This is a genomic window from Paenibacillus sp. J22R67 (assembly GCF_059692175.1).
Map to the genome: position 1 here is coordinate 69,297 of NZ_JCAUAX010000001.1, position 21,457 is coordinate 90,753.

Consider the following 21,457-nt stretch of genomic DNA (forward strand, 5'->3'; position numbering starts at 1 on the left):
GTCGAATATGGGTTGGAAAGTAACCAAGTGAGGTAACAGGTAGAAACCGAAAAAAGTAAGATGGCCCAGCCTGTAGCCCCAACTATGAGCGGTTTCCTAAACAGTTTTTTACTTTCTGTGTTCATCTTTTCACCGTACCAAATGAAATCTTCATGTTAGGAGCATAAGTTAACACGGAATTCTCATTCAACACTTTTGAAAATAATAACTCCGCCTCGTATTGACTCTGTGCTTCGCTCTCTGTCAGCCCTCGGTTCATCAATTTGTTTATAAATTTGCGTTCATCTCCAGGAAACTCGCCAATACCTTCCTCTCTCAATGCACTGTACAGTCGCTGACTTCTTTGTAGATTCTCATTAGAATCTAGAAAATTAACTTTATCGCTTACTCTGCACTGCACGTTCGTTAAGCCTAGTTGGCTTAAATAAAAGGGTATTTTTATTCCGATATTTCCGTCTTTGCCGTTGTTTTTGGAATCATTTTCAAATAGTTTCTGCAAAATCCCCAAGCGAATCACTTCGCTCTGATCGGAACCGTTTAAACTGTAGTTAGACATGTTGGCAATCCAATGAGGCTCAAAGCCTATCACCATCCCCCCATCCACAACGCTATCACTCATCTTTTGGAGCAAATTCTTCGCATCTGACAGATGTAATAATAACGCATGACAAACGGCTATATCATACTTTCTATCGATCGCTATCTCTTCCACATCGGCTACGATAAAATCACATTTATAAGGTTGGGTTTCGAAAATCTTCCTTGCTGTGTTGATTAAATCTGTTCCTTTGTCTATTCCCGTATACGTTGATCCCTCAGGTAAAAGCGGTAACAGCTTCAGCCCCAAATATCCGTAGCCGCAACCATAATCGATGATGTTCACTGGCTGAGTGATTTTCCAAACTGTCTTTACCAGAAACTCCAAGTAATCATCGTTGTAATACAAATCTCTCGTGTTTCTTAAATATTCAATTTTGTTATCCCAGTAATAATCGGACATTGTAGGACTCCTTTTTGAACTTCTTTTATCTGTCGCTTGCCTCTGGCTTCCATCCAATTGCCTGGCTCCAATGACTTGCCCTTCGCATAATCTCCCAGATCATTGGTTCCTTCGATGCCACATACGTCTCTCTTTCGTGTTTATACTTGTCCGTTAACTGGTATTTGAGTTCAGCGTAGTTACGACAATCATCCAGATGGCACCGCAAATAATCCCTGAACAATAAGGGAAAAAGCGAGGACCAACTCCCATGTTCCCTAACATGGATGTGTGTTCTTTGATCACCTGGCTTTTCTCTAAAATATCTCTTGGTTTTATCCAGGTTGTCAGCTCTGTGTATGTAGCCAATTTGTTTGAATGCTTCCTTGTACGAATCAATTGGCTCAAATGCTTCCACGGTCACCTGAATATCAATGATCGGCTTTGCATCGAGCCCTGAGATGGCAGTCGAGCCGATATGGTCGATTCGAATCGCAAGGTCACCGAGTGACTCGCGGATTCTTTGGCCAATTGTAGCAAACTCCAGCTTCCATTCTTCCCTATAGGGAACGACGATGATTGGTTCGGGCATGGTTTCCTCCTGCGGCATCATGTTAACTCCTTTACATAAATTCAATAAACCCCAGAATATCCCTGCATTTTAGTGGAGAATTCCAGCGGAGCCAGTGCTTTTCACCTGTAACGGTGAAAAACATCACTAACGCGGGTGCCTCGAGCTCCAGCTCAACCACAACGATGTAAAACATCGTTGCAGCTCCCGCTCCGCCAGACAACAAAAAAAGACAGTCTCAACAGACTGTCTCCTGTCTCCACTCTCTTAAAACTGATGGCCACACGCCGAACAAAATTTGGTGTCGGCCACCACGACTTTACCGCAAACGCATTCTTTCTCATTGCGTAACTCAATGATTTTTTGATCCAAAACAGCAATTTCTTGCTTGACCGCGTCGATACCAAGACTGAATCTCTCTACAATCTCACCAGCGCGGGCTATATCTCCCGACATATAGGCTCCGTACACGGACTCTCCAATGAGATTATAAAATTTCTCTATCTCCTTCTCTTTGGAAGAGACTTGCGCTTTCAGCTTCGTCAGCTCAACAGTTTGCTGAGCTTTCTTCGCGGCATCCGTTGCACCTTGTTTGACTTTGTCAAAAAAAGACATGGGGTACCCCCTCCACTTCATCGTTTTTCATCTCATACGATTCATATGCGCCCCATGCCAAACTAATACGTCGGGTTCAATGTTCCAGGCTCGCAAACATTCAAATATGTCGCAGCATGTGCACTTGCTGGGCAAAAGATGTGAAACCTAATCCCGCAAGCAGTCCACTTAACTCCTCATTGGAATGTCTAATATTCATCGTTAAACGCGTACATGATGAGCTAAGCGGCGCGAATACTTCCCGCAAAGCCGCTTTCAGAATCTCAGTTTCATCCTCACGCCCTGGAAGTGCTTCACATTGGTAGAGCACGAACGATGATAAGCTGCCATTCTCCGCATAAACTCGCTTGAAGAGCGCATAACCAACCACTTCCTTAACATCAGTTACAAGTATGCTTTCTCCGCCTTTCAAACTAGCCCACTGTGTCTGCCATGCTGTCATCGGTCTATTGAATGATACAGTGATAACTTCAACGGGATGTCCCCTATGTAAAGCATATCGTCCAGGGAATTTTGTTTCCAGCTGTTTAACATTAAGCTCACCCGTATGCTGTAAACAGTCAAGCTGTTCCGTGATCTCGTAACCGACTTTCTGGTAAAGTTTAATCGCAGCATCGTTTTGTACAAGTGCTTCAAGTAACGCAATGTCTACATCCTGCTCTTGATATAATTGCAGGTTTCTGGTCATTAGGTGTTTTCCGAATCCTTTACCTCTGTAGTCAGGAACAATTCCGGTACCGCCGTTCCATGCCACCTTGCTCCCATCAATGGTGCGAAATCCGTTCATAACGAAACCAATCGGCACCGTATTTTCAAACATCACGAGCGAATGTTCGAGTGAGAGACCTTCATTAACGGTTCTTGCCATAAATTTGCTCAGGTCAAGTGTACTATTGAGATAATACCCTTCGAACCCTTTATTCCAAAGCGTCACCATGTCTTCCGCAGACATTTCACTCATCCTTTTGAAAATCATAGCCTTTCCTCCTCCCGTTCAAAAAGTTACCCCATGATATAACGGAAAACCATACTTTCCATATCGTCAATTGTGCGCTTATAGTCGGTTTCCTCGCCACTTAACATGTACTGCAGCGCGAGCCCATCCCGAATTGACCAGAATAAACGAGAAGCAGCCGCGCAATCCAGATCTGCACGAAATTCGCCAGTTTGTTTGCCGCCATCCATGATTTCCTTAATAAACACTAAGGCTTTGTCAGCGTACTCATTCCATCGCTGCGTCAACTGAGGCTGGCGCGCAGCATACAGCATAAACTCCAAATGAAAGGCCATCCATTTGCGAAGTTCGGTCAGCGATTGGCCGCGAAACCGGCTGTACATGTGGCGAATTTGATCCGCGGCACTTGGCATGCTCTTGAAGAGCTCTGTCGTATTCTCCAGCATGGCATTCATTTTATCGTCGGCCATTTGGATATACATCTCTTCCTTACTGGCAAAATAGCTGTATATAGCGCCTTTGCTAATCCCCAAATGCCGAACAATATCATCCATCGTCGTAGCCTGGAAGCCTTTTTCCGTGAAGCAGTGAAGCGCTCCCTCTAGAATGACCGCCTTCTTCTCTTCTTTGTAGGCCTGCGTAACCTTCGGTGACATGCTGCTCCTCCGTTTTCTTTTAAATTACCCAATCCCCATTGCGAAATAACGGCTCTACTTCACCATTCATCTTAATGCCATCGATGTCCATATCGGCCGAACCCATCATAAAATCTACATGTGTCAAACTTTCGTTTAACCCACGCTTCAGTAGTTCCTCGGCGCTCATCGTCACGCCATCTTTCAAGCAAAACGGGAATGCCCGGCCAATCGCAAAATGGCAGGAGGCATTTTCGTCATACAACGTATTATAGAAAATTAGGTTCATATCAGAGATCGGCGAGCGATGCGGAACAAGCGCAACCTCCCCCAAATAATGAGATCCTTCATCCATTTCAACGAGACTTCGCAGCATCTCTTCGCCTTTCTCCGCTTGAAAATCAATAATTTTCCCGTCTTCAAAGGTTAGAGAGAAATTTTCAATAAGTACACCGTTATAGCTCAGCGGCTTCGTACTTCTTACGGTACCATTTACACCAGTTCGTAAGGGAGATGTAAACACTTCTTCTGTCGGCATATTCGCGATAAAGCTATCTCCCTGCTGATTTTTGCTGCCAGCCGATACCCACATATGGTCCTGAGGCAGTGCGACCGTAATGTCCGTACCTTCCGCGCGGTAATGCAGCGCCTTATACTGCTTCTGAGTCAGCAAATCAGACTTGGTTAGTAACGTATTGGCATGATTTCTCCATTCCTCGATCGGATCCTCTTTCTGGGCCCGCGTTGCTTGGAAGATAGCGCTCCATAACGCATCAACCCGCTCCTCTTTAGGTAGTAGTGGGAAAACTTTATCCGCCCAGGCTGGTGTCGGCACAGCGACGATAGTCCAGCTGACTTTGTTCATTAACCTTGCCATCGTTAGTCCTTTTGTTGCCGTGCTGGATGTTTTACTTGCGGTTTGGAGACGCTTGGGATCTATGCCATTCATAAGATCCGGGTTATTCGCAGAGACATATAGGAAAGCAGCATTTTGGCTCGCTAGTTCTTCATAGCCCTTTGCTTGCCACATGGGGTGTTCAAGTAGTGCTTCGAATGGCGCTAATTCATATTTCAAACGTGTAATTTCACTATCAAACCATTCCACATACACAAGCTTTGCCCCTATTTCATAAGCACGTTTTACTAATAAACGTACAAAATCCACCGATACTAGAGGTGCGAAAATGACTAGTGTTTGTCCCGGCTGCACATTAATTCCTAGTTGTATGGCCAAAGACGCGTATTTAATTAAATTGTCCTGGTGTTTAGTCATTGAAATCCTCCCGATCTTTTCTCTCTCTTTAAAATGACTACTTAGTCGTTTTTATTATCATTCCAAATCGTGACAACTGTCAAGGCCTTTTGTAAAACCACTATGAAGTCGATCGTATTGTATGGATCATCTGCTCACGTGCCTTCTTAGCTTCCGGAAAAGGAAATAACGGCCAAACGTGAAGCATGAACGGATATTCATAATAATTTATTGGAATCCCCTGCATCCCAGCGAACTTGCTGAACTTATTCGCATCAGGATATAAGATATCATGCGTACCGATATACACGCTGATCCTTCCCAAGTCATGGAAATTCCCGAAGATTGGACTTACCAAATAGTGCTTCACACTTTCTTCGCCTGCATACCACTTGGCAATATCGTGCAGTGCCGGCGTAGCTGAGATCGGATCTTGTTTCTCAATCATTCGGATCATCGGATGGCTGAACGTCATATCGAGCAAAGGAGAGATCAAAATGATGTTTCCTGGCTGTTTAAGCCCCAGCTCCCGCAGCAATTGAGCCAAGGCTAAGCTCATCCCGCCTCCGGCTGAATCTCCCATCACGACGAGATCTCGTTCCTCCACATCCGAGCTCACTTCGCGATACAAAGGGACGATCATCTCAAAAACGTCTTTGTGGGTATGTTCTGGCGCAAGAGGATACATGGGAACCGTGACCGTACAATCTAGCGCATCAACTAAATACGCAATAAACTCCCAATGCAGCGAGGTGATTCTCAGCACATTACCACCGCCATGCAGGTAGAAAATATGCTTGTTCCCCGCAGGTCGACCCATCGGTTTCACGACATAATAAGCATGACCTTTCGTCTCATATTTGTGACAATCATACTTCTTAAACATATTCTTAGGCGGTTCATAACTTTCTTTACGCTGCCTTTTTTCTACTTCTGCGCGCAAAGCTTCCCCTGACTTTTTCCATATCGCATTCACTTGTATGAACCGTAACCCCGCTTTTACTAGCCGGCTTTGCATGCTTCCCTTTACCATCCTGTCTGCCCCCCTATGTCATCCTTCGATCAACTATACGGGACAATTTTTAAATGAATATAAACAAAAAAAGAGCTGCCAATGGCAAGCCCCTCAAGTAAGCGGTTGATCATCATTTATAATAAGCCTCGCGGGTCCGCTGAAAATGAGATTTCAAATTCTGTCCCCTTGCCTACTTCGCTACTAATATTTATTTTCCCCTTCATTGCTCGAATAAGACTGAATGAGACCATTGTACCTAGGCCAGTACCTTTCTCTTTGGTGGAAAAATACGGCGTACCGAGCCGGCTAATTTGTTCCTTCGTCATGCCAATCCCGTTATCACGCATCGTTATGATAATTTTATTGGCCTGTTCCTTTAACCCTATTTCTAAAATACCACCGCTTTTCGACATCGCCTCAATGGCATTTTTGCCGATATTGATCAGCGATTGCCTGAGCTTATTCCGGTCCCCATGGATAAACATTTGTCCATCCTGCAAGGTTACCTCAATTTTGACATCATTATAATTCGCAATTGTTAAAAGCACCTGAGAAACGTACTGCACTTCATCTTTCATAAGAATTAGCTCGTCTTTCTCCAGCTCAGGCTTAGCGATGGCTAAATAGTCACTAATGATGACTTGCGCCCGATCTAATTCTTCCAGCGAGATTTCCTGATAAAATTGGAGCTTTGATGGGGCCAAATGAGGCACTCCCATGAGTTGAATAAACCCTCTCACCGCTGTGAGCGGATTCCTGATTTCATGGGCGACCGAAGCTGCCATCTCGCTGACAATTCTCATTTTCTCACCATGGACGGCTTCTTCCTGCATATGAATGTACTTTTGTTGAAACTCGATCAAATAAATATAGACGGCTATTACAATACTTTGCAGGATATAGGTTTGGGAGGAGGAGATTAGATTGGTTGTAAAAAGATCCAGCTTGCCCACGCTCGTTAAATAAATAAGAAAACTTACGATTTTAACCGCGACACAAACAATTATGGCAGCAATCATTTTATTGATTAGACTCATTTGTCGATATCTTTTTAGCAGCAAGACGATAAAAATAAAGGTTGGAATGAGCGAAACAGCATAAATCAGATTATTTGGATTTCCGAGAAGATAACGGACAACAATAATTGCCGCATACAGGGACATCGAAACATAAATTCCACCATATAAGGAGCCGACAATCAGCGGAATGGAACGAAAATCATAGATCAAACCATTCAAGTTAACTGGAATAGACATCGCGAACGCAATGGCTAAAGTGAAAAAAAAGCAAAGCCACAGCCGGTACTTCATGCTATGACTTTGAGATTTATACAAATAGGGATAAACAACAAGCGGAGAGAAAATCAAGAAGATATTTAATAAAAAGTCTTTAAAAAATTCAATCATGGCAACATCATCTTCTAATAAGGCCCCCGAATGTAGTCTTTCACCCTATCCTCATAAAAGCTTTGAAGACGTGCAAGTTCTTCCTCGTTAAAGGATGGCGTTTGTGCCGTTCCGAGGTTTTCTTCAACTTGCCGTTCGTTTTTGAAACCTGGAATTACACAGGTAATATTCGGGTTTTCCAGAATCCAGCGCATGGAAGCTTGCGCCATGTTGCCGCGGCCTTCCGCGATCCATGCCAGTTCCCTTGCCAGCTCCACTCCCTTTGTAAATGGAAGCCCTGCAAACGTCTCGCCAACGTTGAACTGCGCGCCATCGGCATTGAAATTCCGGTGATCATCCGCTGCAAATGTGCTTGTTTCTGTGAATTTCCCTGTCAGCAGGCCACTGGCTAGTGGAAGTCTGACCAGAATTCCTGCTCCCGAAGCTTTCGCCTGCGGAAATAAGGTTTCGGCTGGTTTTTGCCGGAAAAGATTATAAATCACTTGCAGCGCCTTGACGCCTGGCTTACTGAGTGCGAACAAACCTTCCTCCACCGTCTCCACACTAACCCCGTAGTGACGAATTTTGCCTTCAGCTTTGAGTTTGTCCAGTACGTCGAACACGTGGCCATCCTGCAAGATGGCTAGCGGCGGACAGTGAATTTGATAGAGATCGATACGTTCGCGATTCAATCTTCTCAAGCTATCCTCGCAATACGCGCGAACCGTTTCCTCTGAATACGTCTGAGCATCATAGATGTCTCCAGCCCGGCAAAACTTTGTTGCTATGTAAATGTCATCTTCTTTTCCTTTAGTTGCCTTAGCTAGCAGCTCTTCCGCATGCCCCGATCCATAAACGTCGGCTGTATCAAAGAAGTTAACCCCTGCCTCCATAGCCAGGTGCAAGCCTTTGATGGCTTCATCATCGTTAGAATGTCCCCAGCTCCCACCGATGGCCCATGTTCCAAAACTAACCTCACTAATGTTAAGTTCCGTATCACCTAGTTGACGGTATTTCATTCCGACTCCCCCTCCTCGTAATTGCGGCTTTCGTACATCAGCGCAACGCATTATAATTCTCCATCTACAGCCTGTTTCCCTTCTTTGATCGAGACATCATAGCGATTTACTTCCCTTATTTCCAGAACCACTCCTCATACACCAGATAGCCGAGATACGACAGAACCCCCAAACAAATATTAAACCATCCGGCAAAAATAGCCGCTTTTTTCTCCCTCAAGTTGTTTGCTTTGGTATAAATTTTCACATCGAAAACTAAAACGAGCAGTCCGGAGATCAGCAGCAGCAAAACCGTGTAATTATTAAAGGTGATCATTGGCCGAATCCTTCCTTACTTGGTTTTCGTCCCAATCCGTCTTATCTTAACGTGCATCGAGACACTAACGTTCATCTCTTTATATTTGCTTTCCCACTTTTCCTTGGTTTTAATTTCCTTGTTCCAATACGCTGGCTGAGTCGCACGTACATATTCCCCAAAGCCGAAAATGTCACTGCCATCTTCCTGCGTCTGTTGAATGAATTTTTCAAATCCCTCCGAAGCATCTTTTTGAATCTTCTGTTCCAGCTTGATCAGATTATTTCTCGTCACGAGCACCTTCTCATTCGATTTTTCCGTTAAGTCCCCTTCGACTTGGCATCTTATGGTGGCAAACACTTTTCCATTTTTGATTGTTGTTGTTATTTTCGATTTACGATGTGTAGTTTTGAACATAACGGAAGTATTGGAATCCGGCATTTCCTGAAGGATACTGTAACCGCCAGGGTTTAATTCTTTTATCGCCATATAGTGGCCAATTTGCAAAGCTGTAGAGGTGCCAACCATTTTATCATCTTTAAAATAAGCCATTCCGGCAATTTCGATATTTGATTCCTTCTTTAACTCCAAGTAGGGAACGGTCCCCTCCTGACCTTTCGCTGAGCTGGCGCTGAAAAAAACCCCTAAGAAAATGTTGGGCAGCTTGCCCATTTCTCTGGCATGCTCCAAGGTGGCTAGCAAATATAAGGTCGGTACGCGTTCCAATTGCGGAGTAGCATTCATAATGTCTGCTGCGTCTCCTTTGGAAACAACCATCCAGACCGTCCTACGGACTTGAGGCTGACGGCGAAAGAAGTCATTTTCGTTTTGAATCCCTTTCTTGGCGACAGATTCCGACAGTACAATGACCCTTAAATGGCCATAGAACAACCGATCTGCGAGCTGCTGCTGTAAATTCATTAAACAATCCTCAACGGTGTATCCTACGCTGGTCAAGACCCAGACCGGTTTTTGACCGGAAGGCCCCGCCGTGCCGCCCCCGGTACCTAGCGGAATGCGTCCTGGTACAGCAATTTGTACGGTGATACGAATTAGACCCTTATTTGTGCTAGGATTCTGCTTTAGAATATGCGTTGCATTGCTCGTTTCTTTCTCATCTCCCGGCTTTGCATCATCAATGCCAATGGCTAGAACAACGGCACGATCTTCGATTTCAAGGCGATCCCAGCAACCTGTAAGTAAAGGGGCAACCAACACGAAAACAAGAATCTGTTTAATCAGATTTTGCCACAAGTTGATCACCCCGACTTTTTTTCTTACGAATCACTGCCATAATAAATAAGACAAGCGGATACACCACCGTGAAGATTAATCCCCAGCGGCCGACAACTTGAATGATTTCATACATCTGCAGCAAATTTTGAGGAAACATGGCCATCACATAAATAAAAGGCACTAGAAAGAAGGCGAACATCTTGTGATCCTTGAGTCGTAAGAGCTGGCTAGAAAAATAAATGGCTAAGTAATAGGTCGACAATAATGTCGTAAACACCGCCGTAACCCATACAGCAAGAAAAGCCCCATCTAAACGCTCCAGTATATTCGCAGGCAGTGAAGTTGTTTTGGCTAATTCCAAGGTTGGCCATACTAATTTTTTAATTTCCTCTGCTCCAAAGACGCCAACCGTCGCAATGACGATGAGTACATATAAAGCCCCTGAAATGCCCATGCCGACATAGCCGGCAATCATGGCCTTCTCCGGTCTCCGCATTGCAGGTATAACAATGGTCATGACAAAAGAGCCTTGAAATAAGGCTGCCATCGTGAGGATGCCCCCTGACATGCCGCTGCCACTTGGTTCATTTCCCCACAAAGGGAGCAAGTTGACTAAATGCGCATTCTTAAGTGAGAGCACAACGATCAATATCAAAGGAAATACAATGACCGGGAAATAAAAATGATGGAAATAGGTAAACGTGGTAATATCCGCGCGAGAAGAAACAGCTGCAAGAAGCAGCATGACAATAACGGTCACTTCAAGCGGTGTTTTCATCAAAACGGACGTTACGACGACTTCACCAAATTCCCGTGCTGCCAACGCAGTGAGTAAAGCTAAGAAGGCAATGATCAATACGCTGAATACGCCTGCCGTCCATTTGCCGATTAATTCCTTGCTATATTCAATAATCGTTTGTTCGGGAAACCGCATTCCAAGCTTTGTTAAAAGCCAAAGACCTGCTAATCCTACCAAGAAGCCGAGAAGAGTAACTAGCGGTGCACCAGAATCGGCTGCTCGTACAGCAAAGAGTGAGAGAGCCAGCACCCCCACTCCAATAATCGTACTAATCAGTATGATCGCGGCTTGAATCACTGTTATCTGGCGAGGATGCTCCATAAGTTACGTTCCTCCTATCTCCAACTTTCAAAGGGTCTAACGTATTGTTGGGCGGTATGTCACTCATTTCTTTTGTTAATTTGCTTAGACGAGTGTCATTGGGTGTATGTAAAAGCGCAGGTCTTTTGGGCATCGACCAAAGGGGTAATCGGGCCAGCGTGTCTTTCATCCCTTGAAAATTTCCAGGCACAATCGGGCTCAAGTACGGAACACCGAATGAACGCAAGGAAAGCATATGGTTGGCGATCAGGATTAATCCGATCATCACCCCGTACAGACCGAAGATACCTGATAATATCACTAGTGGAAAACGCAACAGCCGAAGCGCTAGCGCCGCGTTATACGCTGGTGTTGCGAAGGAGCCGATCGTCGTTAAGGCAATGATTACAACCGTAATAGGAGATATAAACCCTGCCGCAACCGCTGCCTGACCAACGACAAGCACACCCACAATGGAGAGTGCTCCGCCAACTTGCTGTGGCAATCGCAGTGTCGCCTCTCTTAGCACCTCCATGGATACCTCCATGATCAGTACTTCAATGACAGAAGGAAACGGTACGCCAGCTCTCCCGCCCGCTACCGCGACGGCGAATTCCGTTGGAATCAGCTCCGGATTAAATGAGATCAGAGCCACATACAACGATGGAAAAATCAACGAGAATACGAGCGCAACGAGGCGAGAAAGACGTATGAAACTAACGAGGAGATACCGCTCCGAGTAATCCTCCACCGTTTGGTAAAATTGACTGAAGACGGTAGGCAAAATAAGAGCAAACGGTGATCCGTCTACAAGCAGAATCACCCTGCCTTCCAGCAAATTAGCGACCGCCTTGTCTGGCCGTTCTGTGTTTTGAATCTGCGGAAACGGCGAGACATGGTTATCCTCGATAAATTGCTCCAAATAGCCTGCATCAAGGACACCGTCAATATCAATCAATGATAGTCGCCTAAATACTTCTTCTACGAGTGCTGGATTCACAACACCATTAATGTAACAAAGAGCCACTTTGGATTTCGTAATTCGTCCAATCCGTATCGTTTTTATCCGGAAATCCGGCGTTGGGAGCCGATAACGAAGAAGCGCTAAATTTGTACCTAATATTTCGATAAAGCCTTCTCTTGCTCCCCTGATTACTTGTTCCGTTTCCGGCTGTGTAATCGAACGTTTATCAACCTGGCGGGTGCTGAAAACAAAAGCATCCGCCATGCCGTCGACCAAAATGACGGTTTTCCCTTCTACAATGGCTTGGATGATCTCATCCAGCTCGGTTTCTGTTCTCCCTTCACATGAATACAATGTATCGTTCAATAGGTAGTCTTTCATTGAACGGTCATCAGACCTCGGATAATCCCTCGAGGTCGTTAACATCAAAGGTTTTAATATATGATCGTTCAAATGCTGTTTATCAATTAAGTCCGCGAAATATAAGGCTGCTGCCGGATGCTCGTCACATATACAAAAACGGCGCATGATGAAATCGTCATTGTCGCCAAGTATGCTTTGAACGAAGTCCAGTGAATCATCGAGACAATGACTGATTTTCGCATCTTCGTTTTTTTCTAAAAACTGATGGGCTGGGGTTTCAGATCGTGAAATCTTTGGAGGCTGTTGACTTTGGGATCCTAAACTTCTCCGACGCCTATACCATTGCCAAATCGTCATCCGAATACGCCCCCTGTACCTCTCTCTAGATGATTTCTTCGTACCAGTTTCCCATTCATTGCCTTCCATGTATTTTTATCCAAAATCGAGATTCTATGCATGAATAAAAACTGCCCCCTCAGGTCTTACTAGACCTTTGGGAGCAGTTCTATGGATTGGATTGTTTATTTATATGGGTCAATCGTTTGGATGGTACCATCCGCGTTATACGTTAGTTCCGTATATTTGACGCAGCGTTTGTGATTGACTCCGTCCGATAGGGAACAATCATGATAAAATAAGTACCATTTCTCCTCGAATTGAACAATGGAATGATGCGTTGTCCATCCGATAACAGGCGTAAGGATCGTGCCTTTGAAGACATAAGGCCCTTGAGGATGCTCGCTCATCGCATAGACGAGACAATGTGTTGTTCCGGTAGAATAAGAAAGATAATAATATCCGTTGTATTTATGAACCCATGGACCTTCGAAATATCGTCTGTCCTCATCACCGGCAAGAATGGGATTGCCTTCTTCATCCACAATCTTGATTTCTTGCGGCTCGTCAGTGAATGTGAGCATATCCTCACTTAAAACAGCCACTCTTGGTCCCAAAGCTGGTTCATTCTCCGCTGGCCCCTTAGCATCAGGAAGAAATGTTCCTGTTTGCCATTTCTCAAGCTGGCCGCCCCAAAGTCCGCCGAAGTAAATATAAGCTTTGTTGTCCTCGTCGATGAACACTGCGGGATCAATGCTGTAACTGCCAGGCATATAATTTTCTTCAGCCGTGAAAGGACCTGCTGGAGTTGAGCTTGTAGCGACGCCAAGTCTGAAAATATCCTCTTTGTCCCGAGCTGGGAAAAAGAGATAATACGTATTGTTCTTATACGCTGCGTCTGGTGCCCATAATTGCTGCTTCGCCCATGGAATATCTCTCAGATGCAAAGCCTCGCCATGATCCACACAAGGCGAATTGAAATCGTCCATGGAGAGAATATGATAATCTTCCATCGCGTATTGGTCGCCATTATCATTAGAAGGTCCATCATGGTCAAGGTCATGGGAAGGGTAGATATAAATTTTACCTTCAAACACGTGGGCAGATGGATCAGCCGTGTAAATATGCGTAACTAAAGGTTCTTTAGGGTGTGCAGGCTTGTTCATGTCCAAATTCTCCTCGTCGTTAAACTTAGTTTGTTTAATGTATAAACTTACAATACTAATTATAACCAACTTAGCTTAACAAGCAAGAAAATTATGCATCAGGCCATGAAACTATCAGTACCGAGCCTAATTACTATTTTTAGCTGCTGCGATTAAGAGGAAAATAGGACGCCGGGTCTCGTCTCGCATTTCAGGATACTTGTCGAGCGTTTCTTGTGTTGGTTTAGGCTCAGATAGCTTATTTATTTTGAATCCAGCATCGATCAGCTCATTCATATACGTTGCAACCGTTCGATGATATTTGACGACGTCTGTTTCCAGGAATCTTGCTTGCCTTAGTCCCTCATCCTGATAGTTGTCGACAGGCCAATGCAAGCGTTCCCCCTGTGGACCATAATACCAATCTTGTTCAGCACGCGAAGTGAACATCGGATGTTCGACAGAAAGAATGAAGTTTCCTCCTTCTGTCAGGCAGTGATGGACCCTTTGACAGAGGTCGCCGAAATGCTCCACATAATGAATGGCTAGTGATGAAATCACCACATCAAATTGGTCTGCAGGAAAATCGATGTCCTCAATCGCGAGTCTGCGATAGGTGATGGCCTCATCATCGGTTAATTCCGCTGCGCGGTCCAGCATTTTCTCGGAAAGATCCACTCCTACAACGAGGTGAGCTCCCTTTTCACGCGCATATCGGCAGTGCCAGCCATATCCGCAGCCAAGATCAAGCACCGTTTTACCCGATAAATCGGGCAGCAGCGCGCGAAGTGCAGGCCACTCCCCTGCTGCGTCCAGTCCGCCTGTCGAGCGCGCCATTTGGCTGTATTTTTCAAAAAAGCTAAGATCATCATATTTGTTTTGTTTCATAAATTTCCATGGCTCCTGTCGGCTTTCATTTATTCAATTCATCTCTATTTTACAATTCACCTCATCCAAAAGCCTAATGCAAGTTTAGTTAGAATAAAAAAATACAGCTGCCACTAAAACAGAAAAGAAGCTGTCCTCGAACATTTGCTCTCTCTGTAACGATTTTTCTCATCGTTACAGCTGAAAAGGATGAGCTCCGCCGCTCTGCGCCGGCTTACAACGATGTTTTACATCGTTATAGGTGCCTTTGCAGCCATTTGCTCTCTCTTAACGATGTTTCTCATCGATACAGCTGAAAAAGATGAGTTCACCCGCTCTGCGCCGGCTTACAACGATGTTTTACATCGTTATAGGTGCCTTTACAGTCACTTGCTCTCTCTGTAACGATGTTTCTCATCGTTACAGCTGACAGAGCGGGCTTCTTTAGAGGTATTTACTGAAAAAGCGTCAGTGGACGACAAAAATAAAGGAGCTAAGCACGTACAAGCCGCTTAGCCCCCTATTCAATTATTCACCCTCTTACCACCTGAGTCTGTCCACTGGTTCTTAGAGTGGATACTTCTAGGACAACCTCTTTCAATCTACCATTTACTTAGGTTGAAATAAGCTGGACATGTACGCTAAGCCTTTGAACTGCCCCATAGCGAGCGGACCGAGAATCTCCGTATCCACCACAAACATCTTCTTATTTTTGACGGCAGACAGTGAGTTCCACACGGCATTATTATTCAGTTCCTCCAAGGTCATTTCACTGCCATGCGTGTAATCTTTGCCGATAAAAATGTACTCCGGATTTAATTCACTTATACCTTCAAGTGTAATTTCACCTACATTTTTCTGACCCTCAAAAGGCTTGAAGCCTAGCTTCTCGTAATAAATGGACATCCTTGAACCGCTCCAATAAGTAAATGATTTCTTCCACGGCATCATAAACAACGCGGTTTTTCCTTTTACCCCTGCTTGTTCCAAGGTTTTCGCTGCGGCATCTTGCTTTGCAAGAAATTGATTAATGTAAGCGTCGGCTGTCGCATCATCACCTACTGCGGCTGCCACGCCACGGATTGTTTCCTGCCAATTTAGTGTAGCCTTCACCGTGACGGTTTTTGCGATCTTCGACAATTGCTCCAAATCCTTTTGATCAGCGTCAGAAGCAATAATTAGATCGGGATTCAACGCCATAATTTTTTCGAAGTTAATTTTGTCTCCCAGATCTTCTACCTTTGCGCTTTTCAAAAAGGAATCATAGACCGTAAAATCGGCCAATGATTTTAGATTGACAACACCTGCCACCGCATCGGCTTTTCCAAGCGCAAACAAGTGATCCGCATAGGGAAAATAGGTGACTACGATTTTGGTTGGTCCCTTCTTGGCAGGAGGAGCTGTTGAAACATACACTCAATCACCTTGATAATGATTTTCATTACCAGTCAACTATATCAAAGGAGCTGCTGAGATGAAAATGGACAAATGAATAAAAGGCATGGATTATTGACTAAAATTGCTGCGTTGGGATTGGCTTGGGGCATATCCAAAGTGCTTTTTATACAATCGGCTGAAGTAAAGTGAATCTTCATAACCCACACTTTCAGCAACCTGTTTAATGGTCGGATAACCGATACTCAGCTGCTCCTGTGCTCGTTTCATCCGATGCTGAATCACATAATCGATCGGAAATACACCGGTATACTTTTTAAAATAATAAGAAAAAGACTTCGCGCTTGTCCCATGACGCTCTGCAAGTTTCTGCAGACTCAGAGGTTCCATATAGTGATTATGGATGTAAGCTTTCGCCTCTTCGATCATCTCTTTGCTATTGCTGTTTAATCTATTCAGACAAGAGGAGAAGAGCTCATATACCGTCATCTGAAACAAGAAGCCCGTCCGAATCATAGCCATATTCCCCGGGGTGTAGAAGGAATCATAGAGTTGATTCAGAAGTTCAGCTATTTTCGGATTGGTGCCTGGCTCTAGAGTGAAATGTTCATTCGTCACAAAGATTTTGGAGGCATCATGTTTCATCTCTGAGTCGTCTATTCGATAGCGGACAAGGGTGTACTCTAGCTCCGAATTATGCGTGGACATGCTAATTGTCATGTGTTCCCGCCGTGCATGACCTTGCCCGGATGCAGATCATAGGTTGTACCATTGCATATAAACGAGCCGTTTCCTCTACTTATGAACACAAAGCCCGAGCTAGGTGTCAGATGATCGGCTGTGTAAGGGTGAAAGATACTGTTCATCGGTAAAGTAGCTTTGAAGATACCGATGACAGTTATCAATCTCCCTGTATACTGTCCGGCTAATGTATTGAGATTGAGCAGAAGGAAACACCTCTTTTCGTTTATGATTACTGTAATCGTAAGCGAAAGTTTTGACAGATTCAATGGCTGCGCGAAAACGATGAAAATCACAGGTGATTAACGGTAGTTTTTCCTGATATTACTGCTAAAACTGTTAAGACATGCATGCAAAAGAACGCCTATATGCACAAAGCATACAGACGTCCCACTCTTTCCCAAAAATTAATGGAATTGCTTAATCAGACGTTTCGCTGTCCCATTAGGGGTATTAATGACTTCATACATGTTGACGACAACACCCGAATCTACTTGTTCGTTTTTAAGTCCGGTGACAACAATTTTTTGCTTGCCGCTCGTCAGTTTGCCAGTGCCAACAAGTGTGGATGTTTGAGTACCCACGATGCGGCCAAGCGAATCCACCATATCGAATTCAATTGTCGAGAAGTTCGAGTCAATGATAACTTGATCCTCATGTGTGATATCAAGATCCAGATTTAGCTGATAGGAATAAGAACCGCTATTGTAAAGCCAACTAATCGAATCATCGTTCACTTTCAGAGAGAATGGATATAGGTCAATCGTGTCGCTGTCGTCCTCCTTCTGCAGAGCAACCTGATACGTTCCGAGTGACACTTTGCCTTCAGACACGGACTTATCATCGAAGATATTCAGTGCAAAGGCTTCATTGTCCTCTGTTTTGCGATTCGGGAGCAGGTAGGAATAGCTAACAACATAAGAGCTGCCCGGCGTGAGTTGCGTAGTGACAGAGCTTTGGCGTGTGCCCGTATACGAATTGCCGCTGCTATCCAGCAGCTCATTCTGAAGCTCAGGCAAGGCAATCGTGCTCGAGCCGTTATTTGTGATTTTGTATTTGGCGATGGCGGTTTTGTAGCCAAGATCATCGTTTTCGTGAGCATGCAGCTCGACGAGCGAAACATCCACATTTTTATTAACAATAGCGTTATCATTAAGAGTCAGCTTATCGCCAATCGAGTAGCTTGCAGCTGTCGTAAAGCCGTTATTGGCTTCGCTTGCGCCTTTCAGCAAGAACACCGCTACAGGCATCTGCCCTGTAGATCCGCCACTCGCAGAAACTGTTGCTGATTCCGTTGTCTCGTTCGTTCCAGCCGTAGTTGACGTTGTGCCGCCGCTTGCACTGCTAGCACTAGCTGCATTACTACCTGTGCTGCCCCCACTTCCTGAGCTCGTCGCAGCAGCTGTCTTCTCCCAGAGGACAAGCTGCCCCGCATTCGGATCTGTGCCAGACGGTAAAATCGCATTAAAGTAATAGGTTGTCGTTTCTTTAGCAGCCAAAAAAGCAGGGCGAGCCGTATTATCTGCAGCTGACAAAGCGGTGCCAGAATCTCCGACTTGGTAGGTCGCAATGAAGGAGGGTACAGCCGCTGATGCTTCTCCGTCATTACTTAACGTAACAACGGTTTGCACATGAACGCCGTCTGCTTGCGTCGAGTACTGAACCGTATTCGCTTTGACTGTCATTTGCTCCCCTTCTTGCTGCCCGCTATACACCTGCTTCGTATCAAGAGTTGTAGTTTGGAGCGAAGCATTAAGGCTCATATTTCCTAGTGTCACATCTTCACTTTGATTCAAATAATAAAATTCCAGCGATGCGCCTGACAACGCCATTTGTTTGGAGATAGGCGTTTTTAATGTTAAAGTATCCGATTCACTTGGAAGGAAAGCTGTGCCTGATCCATTTGCAATAGATGAGGTGTATTTCAAGCCACTGGCATCTACGAGTCTAAGCTGAAGCCCTGTTGGCAGCTTAACACTGCTGGAACCAAGGTTTTTCGTCGATACCTGCGTATATAGATACCATTTCCCATTCTCAGAAACGCGAACACTTTGCCCCAATTGGAAAGCAAGTGAGGCATCATTAGCTAATGTGCTGTCTAGTGTGCGGAGATTAATAATCTCTTCCGGTACAGTCACTTGACCCTCTCCTAGTGCGGAGCTTACAGGCAATTGACCCAGATGTTTCATGAAATCTGCCTGCCCTGCGTCCCAACGGAAGACATCAATCTTCAGCTGATCTGCGGATTCACCCTCAGCCAAATTGGCGTAGAAACGGAAGCTCGCTTCTTGCCCGGGAAGTACGCTAGCGCTTTTCTTTTCACTCAATTTAGCTGTAAAACTATGCCCTGCCGTATCTGTGACGCGTACACCATATTGATTGAAGTCAATCGCATTCTGGTCCCCATTATGTAAGGATACAGCGAACTGTAGCGATGAGGACGAGAGCGCAGCTTGGCTGATTGTAAAATAAGATGCAGAAGAAATATAAACGGCTTCTCCTGCAGCTTGAACCATCCCTGAGGGTAAGGAGGCAGCGGCTAGGCTGCCAGTCAATAACAAGGCTAAGGTCGTATGTTTCAAAGAAAGTGTTGTTAATTTGCGAATCATGAGGTCTACCTCCCGTAGCTTTTTAGTGTCAAGAAATCATTCAGCGGTCACGAATTAATCGTAACGAAGAGCATCGATCGGCTTTAATTTGGAAGCTTTATTGGCTGGGTATAATCCAAAAATGACACCTACTAATGCAGAGAATAAGAACGCGTAAAGGCCTACGTTGATTGAAAGGCTAGTAGCCTGACTTGGATTGATATATGGCCAAGCAAGCGATAACGCTACCCCCACGACGAGGCCAATGAAACCGCCCATCCCGCTGATTAACGTGGCCTCCACCAGGAACTGCAAGAGAATATTCCGCCTTTTGGCCCCAATGGATTTGCGGATGCCAATCTCTCTTGTTCGTTCACTAACGGTTACGAGCATGATATTCATAATCCCGATACCGCCAACCAAAAGGGATATCGCAGCTACAGCAACTAACTGATTCGTGAGCGTACTGGACGCTGTTTGTTTGGCGCTGATCAATTCGGATGAGTTGAAAATGTTATAACCTGACGTACTCTTGAATTTGTTCGACAAATATCTCTCAAGAGCTGCCTGTACCTTGCTGACATCATCCCCGCTTGCTGCTTCTACATACGTTGAGCGAATAGAGCCTAATTTAAAATCTCTGCTCATTGTCGGCAGCGGCACAATAACAGAGCTGTCTAGCGAGGTTCCACTCGTGTTGGAGCCTTTGCTTTTCAAAACACCGATAATCGTATACATATAGCCGTTGACGTTAATCTCCTCATTCAAAGGATCATCCTTGCCAAAAAATTTCGTCGCAACCTCAGTCCCTATAACCGCTACGTGATTGCGATAGTCCAAATCTGCTTCGGCGAGGAATCGCCCGCTGCCCATTTCTCCCTTTTGCATACTCAGATAACGGTCATTTGTACCTATCACGTTATACGTCTCCGTGGTGCGGTCATATTTAATACTCGTACTGCCTCTGGTCATCGTCGGTGCAATACCACTAATTCCGGCTGAGCCTTCGAGCTCCATGATTTCCTCGTACTTCAGCTGGGTTGCCCGGCCATTGCCAAGCAAATTAACTGTCAGCAGGTTCGTTCCTAGTCCTTCATATTGCTTCTCAATCGACTTGGATGTCCCTTGCCCGATGGAAACCAGCGTAATAACAGAACTAACCCCAATAATAACGCCGAGCATGGTCAAAACAGTTCTGAGCGGATTGGAGCGAACCGTGGCCATCGCCATTTGAAAGAGCTCCCAAGGTCTCATATCGTCACCGCCTCTTCTACCTTCGAAATAGGCATGAGTTGATTACGAACATCCTTGATGATCTCGCCATCTCGAAGCGTCACGACTCGCTTGGCATGATCGGCAATATGATTGTCATGTGTAATCAGCACGATCGTGTTGCCCTGCTGATTGAGCTCCTGAATTAGCTCCAGCACCTCAATCCCCGTTTTGGAGTCCAGAGCTCCAGTTGGTTCGTCAGCCAAAATTAAAGAAGGTGAAATGGCTAACGCTCTGGCAATCGCCACCCTTTGCTGCTGTCCGCCCGAAAGTTCACTAGGCTTGTGATGTCCACGCTGACCCATCCCTAACTTCTCCAGCATACGCTGGGCTTGCTCTCGGCGTTGTTTGGCCGTAATGCCTGCATAAATCATCGGCAACTCCACATTTTCTATAGCAGATAATCGAGGCAGCAGGTTAAATTGTTGAAAAATAAAACCAATTTTCCGGTTTCTGAGCTCGGCTAAGCCGTTGTCGGACATCTTCACCGTAGAAACGCCATCGAGCGAATATGTGCCTGAAGTCGGTATATCCAGCAGACCGATTGTATTCATCAGCGTGGATTTCCCCGATCCGCTGGGACCGATAATAGCAACGAAGTCACCTTTTGCAATATGCAGGGTTATCCCCTTAAGAATTTGCAACTCCTCGTCTCCGCGTGCGTAGCTCTTAGTGACTCCTGTTAATTCAATGATATTCATACGACTGGCTCCTTTCCTCGAAGCTACTC

23 protein-coding genes are annotated in these 21,457 nt (G+C 45.1%); 1 reads left to right on the forward strand and 22 read right to left on the reverse strand.

Translation table 11 applies throughout. From position 1 onward, the window contains the following. Nucleotides 1–121: 121 nt before the first annotated feature. The 16 genes from AC58VC_RS00325 to AC58VC_RS00400 all read right to left on the reverse strand — a co-directional run bounded on the left by AC58VC_RS00325 (nt 122) and on the right by AC58VC_RS00400 (nt 14,752). The gene (locus AC58VC_RS00325; protein ID WP_497366900.1) at nt 122–1,000 is read right to left on the reverse strand and encodes a class I SAM-dependent methyltransferase; all 879 of its coding nucleotides are present in this window, start codon (nt 998–1,000) and stop codon (nt 122–124) included. A gap of 25 nt (nt 1,001–1,025) precedes the next feature. Continuing rightward, nucleotides 1,026–1,571 (reverse strand): GrpB family protein, encoded by a 546-nt coding sequence (locus tag AC58VC_RS00330; RefSeq protein WP_497366901.1) that lies wholly within the window; start codon nt 1,569–1,571, stop codon nt 1,026–1,028. A 31-nt stretch (nt 1,572–1,602) separates the two neighbouring features. Then, nucleotides 1,603–1,746: a hypothetical protein gene (locus AC58VC_RS00335; protein ID WP_497366902.1), complete on the reverse strand. Its 144-nt coding sequence runs from the start codon at nt 1,744–1,746 to the stop codon at nt 1,603–1,605. 71 nt (nt 1,747–1,817) lie between these two features. Then, on the reverse strand, nt 1,818–2,165 hold the full coding sequence (locus tag AC58VC_RS00340; protein WP_161411750.1) for a hypothetical protein: 348 nt from the start codon (nt 2,163–2,165) through the stop codon (nt 1,818–1,820). A 100-nt stretch (nt 2,166–2,265) separates the two neighbouring features. Next, nucleotides 2,266–3,141, reverse strand: a complete 876-nt coding sequence (locus tag AC58VC_RS00345) for a GNAT family N-acetyltransferase (RefSeq protein WP_497366903.1) — start codon at nt 3,139–3,141, stop codon at nt 2,266–2,268. A 26-nt stretch (nt 3,142–3,167) separates the two neighbouring features. After that, on the reverse strand, nt 3,168–3,776 hold the full coding sequence (locus AC58VC_RS00350; RefSeq protein WP_497366904.1) for a TetR/AcrR family transcriptional regulator: 609 nt from the start codon (nt 3,774–3,776) through the stop codon (nt 3,168–3,170). A 19-nt stretch (nt 3,777–3,795) separates the two neighbouring features. Next, a complete protein-coding gene (locus tag AC58VC_RS00355) occupies nt 3,796–5,028 on the reverse strand; it encodes an aminopeptidase (RefSeq protein WP_497366905.1) in 1,233 nt (410 codons plus the stop codon). Between the two features lie 100 nt (nt 5,029–5,128). Further along, nucleotides 5,129–6,040 (reverse strand): alpha/beta hydrolase fold domain-containing protein, encoded by a 912-nt coding sequence (locus AC58VC_RS00360; RefSeq protein ID WP_497366906.1) that lies wholly within the window; start codon nt 6,038–6,040, stop codon nt 5,129–5,131. A gap of 116 nt (nt 6,041–6,156) precedes the next feature. Next, entirely contained in the window at nt 6,157–7,428 is a 1,272-nt protein-coding gene (locus AC58VC_RS00365; protein ID WP_497366907.1) for an ATP-binding protein, read from the reverse strand. 14 nt (nt 7,429–7,442) lie between these two features. Next, the gene (locus tag AC58VC_RS00370) at nt 7,443–8,426 is read right to left on the reverse strand and encodes an aldo/keto reductase (RefSeq protein WP_497366908.1); all 984 of its coding nucleotides are present in this window, start codon (nt 8,424–8,426) and stop codon (nt 7,443–7,445) included. Between the two features lie 115 nt (nt 8,427–8,541). After that, nucleotides 8,542–8,742, reverse strand: a complete 201-nt coding sequence (locus AC58VC_RS00375) for a CLC_0170 family protein (protein ID WP_497366909.1) — start codon at nt 8,740–8,742, stop codon at nt 8,542–8,544. A 15-nt stretch (nt 8,743–8,757) separates the two neighbouring features. Then, the gene (locus AC58VC_RS00380) at nt 8,758–9,975 is read right to left on the reverse strand and encodes a Ger(x)C family spore germination protein (RefSeq protein ID WP_497366910.1); all 1,218 of its coding nucleotides are present in this window, start codon (nt 9,973–9,975) and stop codon (nt 8,758–8,760) included. After that, on the reverse strand, nt 9,956–11,077 hold the full coding sequence (locus AC58VC_RS00385) for a GerAB/ArcD/ProY family transporter (protein ID WP_497366911.1): 1,122 nt from the start codon (nt 11,075–11,077) through the stop codon (nt 9,956–9,958). Before AC58VC_RS00385 ends, AC58VC_RS00380 begins: the two co-directional genes overlap by 20 nt. Beyond that, a complete protein-coding gene (locus AC58VC_RS00390; RefSeq protein ID WP_497366912.1) occupies nt 11,025–12,740 on the reverse strand; it encodes a spore germination protein in 1,716 nt (571 codons plus the stop codon). The genes AC58VC_RS00385 and AC58VC_RS00390 overlap by 53 nt, the downstream gene beginning before the upstream one ends. 164 nt (nt 12,741–12,904) lie before the next feature. After that, complete coding sequence (locus tag AC58VC_RS00395; protein ID WP_497366913.1) at nt 12,905–13,885, reverse strand: glycoside hydrolase family 43 protein; 981 nt, start codon at nt 13,883–13,885, stop codon at nt 12,905–12,907. 126 nt (nt 13,886–14,011) lie between these two features. Beyond that, a complete protein-coding gene (locus AC58VC_RS00400) occupies nt 14,012–14,752 on the reverse strand; it encodes a class I SAM-dependent methyltransferase (RefSeq protein WP_497366914.1) in 741 nt (246 codons plus the stop codon). Nucleotides 14,753–14,974: 222 nt separating this feature from the next. Between AC58VC_RS00400 and AC58VC_RS00405 the strand changes: the two genes are divergently transcribed. Further along, nucleotides 14,975–15,136 (forward strand): hypothetical protein, encoded by a 162-nt coding sequence (locus AC58VC_RS00405; RefSeq protein ID WP_497366915.1) that lies wholly within the window; start codon nt 14,975–14,977, stop codon nt 15,134–15,136. Between the two features lie 204 nt (nt 15,137–15,340). On the opposite strand, the gene AC58VC_RS00410 is transcribed toward AC58VC_RS00405, so the two are convergent. The 6 genes from AC58VC_RS00410 to AC58VC_RS00435 form a co-directional block, all read right to left on the reverse strand. Beyond that, nucleotides 15,341–16,147, reverse strand: coding sequence for an ABC transporter substrate-binding protein (locus tag AC58VC_RS00410; RefSeq protein ID WP_497366916.1), 807 nt, complete (start codon nt 16,145–16,147; stop codon nt 15,341–15,343). Nucleotides 16,148–16,237: 90 nt separating this feature from the next. Beyond that, on the reverse strand, nt 16,238–16,846 hold the full coding sequence (locus AC58VC_RS00415; RefSeq protein WP_497366917.1) for a helix-turn-helix domain-containing protein: 609 nt from the start codon (nt 16,844–16,846) through the stop codon (nt 16,238–16,240). Then, on the reverse strand, nt 16,843–17,163 hold the full coding sequence (locus AC58VC_RS00420; protein ID WP_497366918.1) for a hypothetical protein: 321 nt from the start codon (nt 17,161–17,163) through the stop codon (nt 16,843–16,845). Before AC58VC_RS00420 ends, AC58VC_RS00415 begins: the two co-directional genes overlap by 4 nt. A gap of 111 nt (nt 17,164–17,274) precedes the next feature. Beyond that, on the reverse strand, nt 17,275–19,476 hold the full coding sequence (locus AC58VC_RS00425; protein ID WP_497366919.1) for a hypothetical protein: 2,202 nt from the start codon (nt 19,474–19,476) through the stop codon (nt 17,275–17,277). 54 nt (nt 19,477–19,530) lie between these two features. After that, nucleotides 19,531–20,709: an ABC transporter permease gene (locus tag AC58VC_RS00430; protein WP_497366920.1), complete on the reverse strand. Its 1,179-nt coding sequence runs from the start codon at nt 20,707–20,709 to the stop codon at nt 19,531–19,533. Further along, nucleotides 20,706–21,428: an ABC transporter ATP-binding protein gene (locus tag AC58VC_RS00435; RefSeq protein WP_497366921.1), complete on the reverse strand. Its 723-nt coding sequence runs from the start codon at nt 21,426–21,428 to the stop codon at nt 20,706–20,708. The genes AC58VC_RS00430 and AC58VC_RS00435 overlap by 4 nt, the downstream gene beginning before the upstream one ends. Between the last annotated feature and the right edge of the window lie 29 nt (nt 21,429–21,457).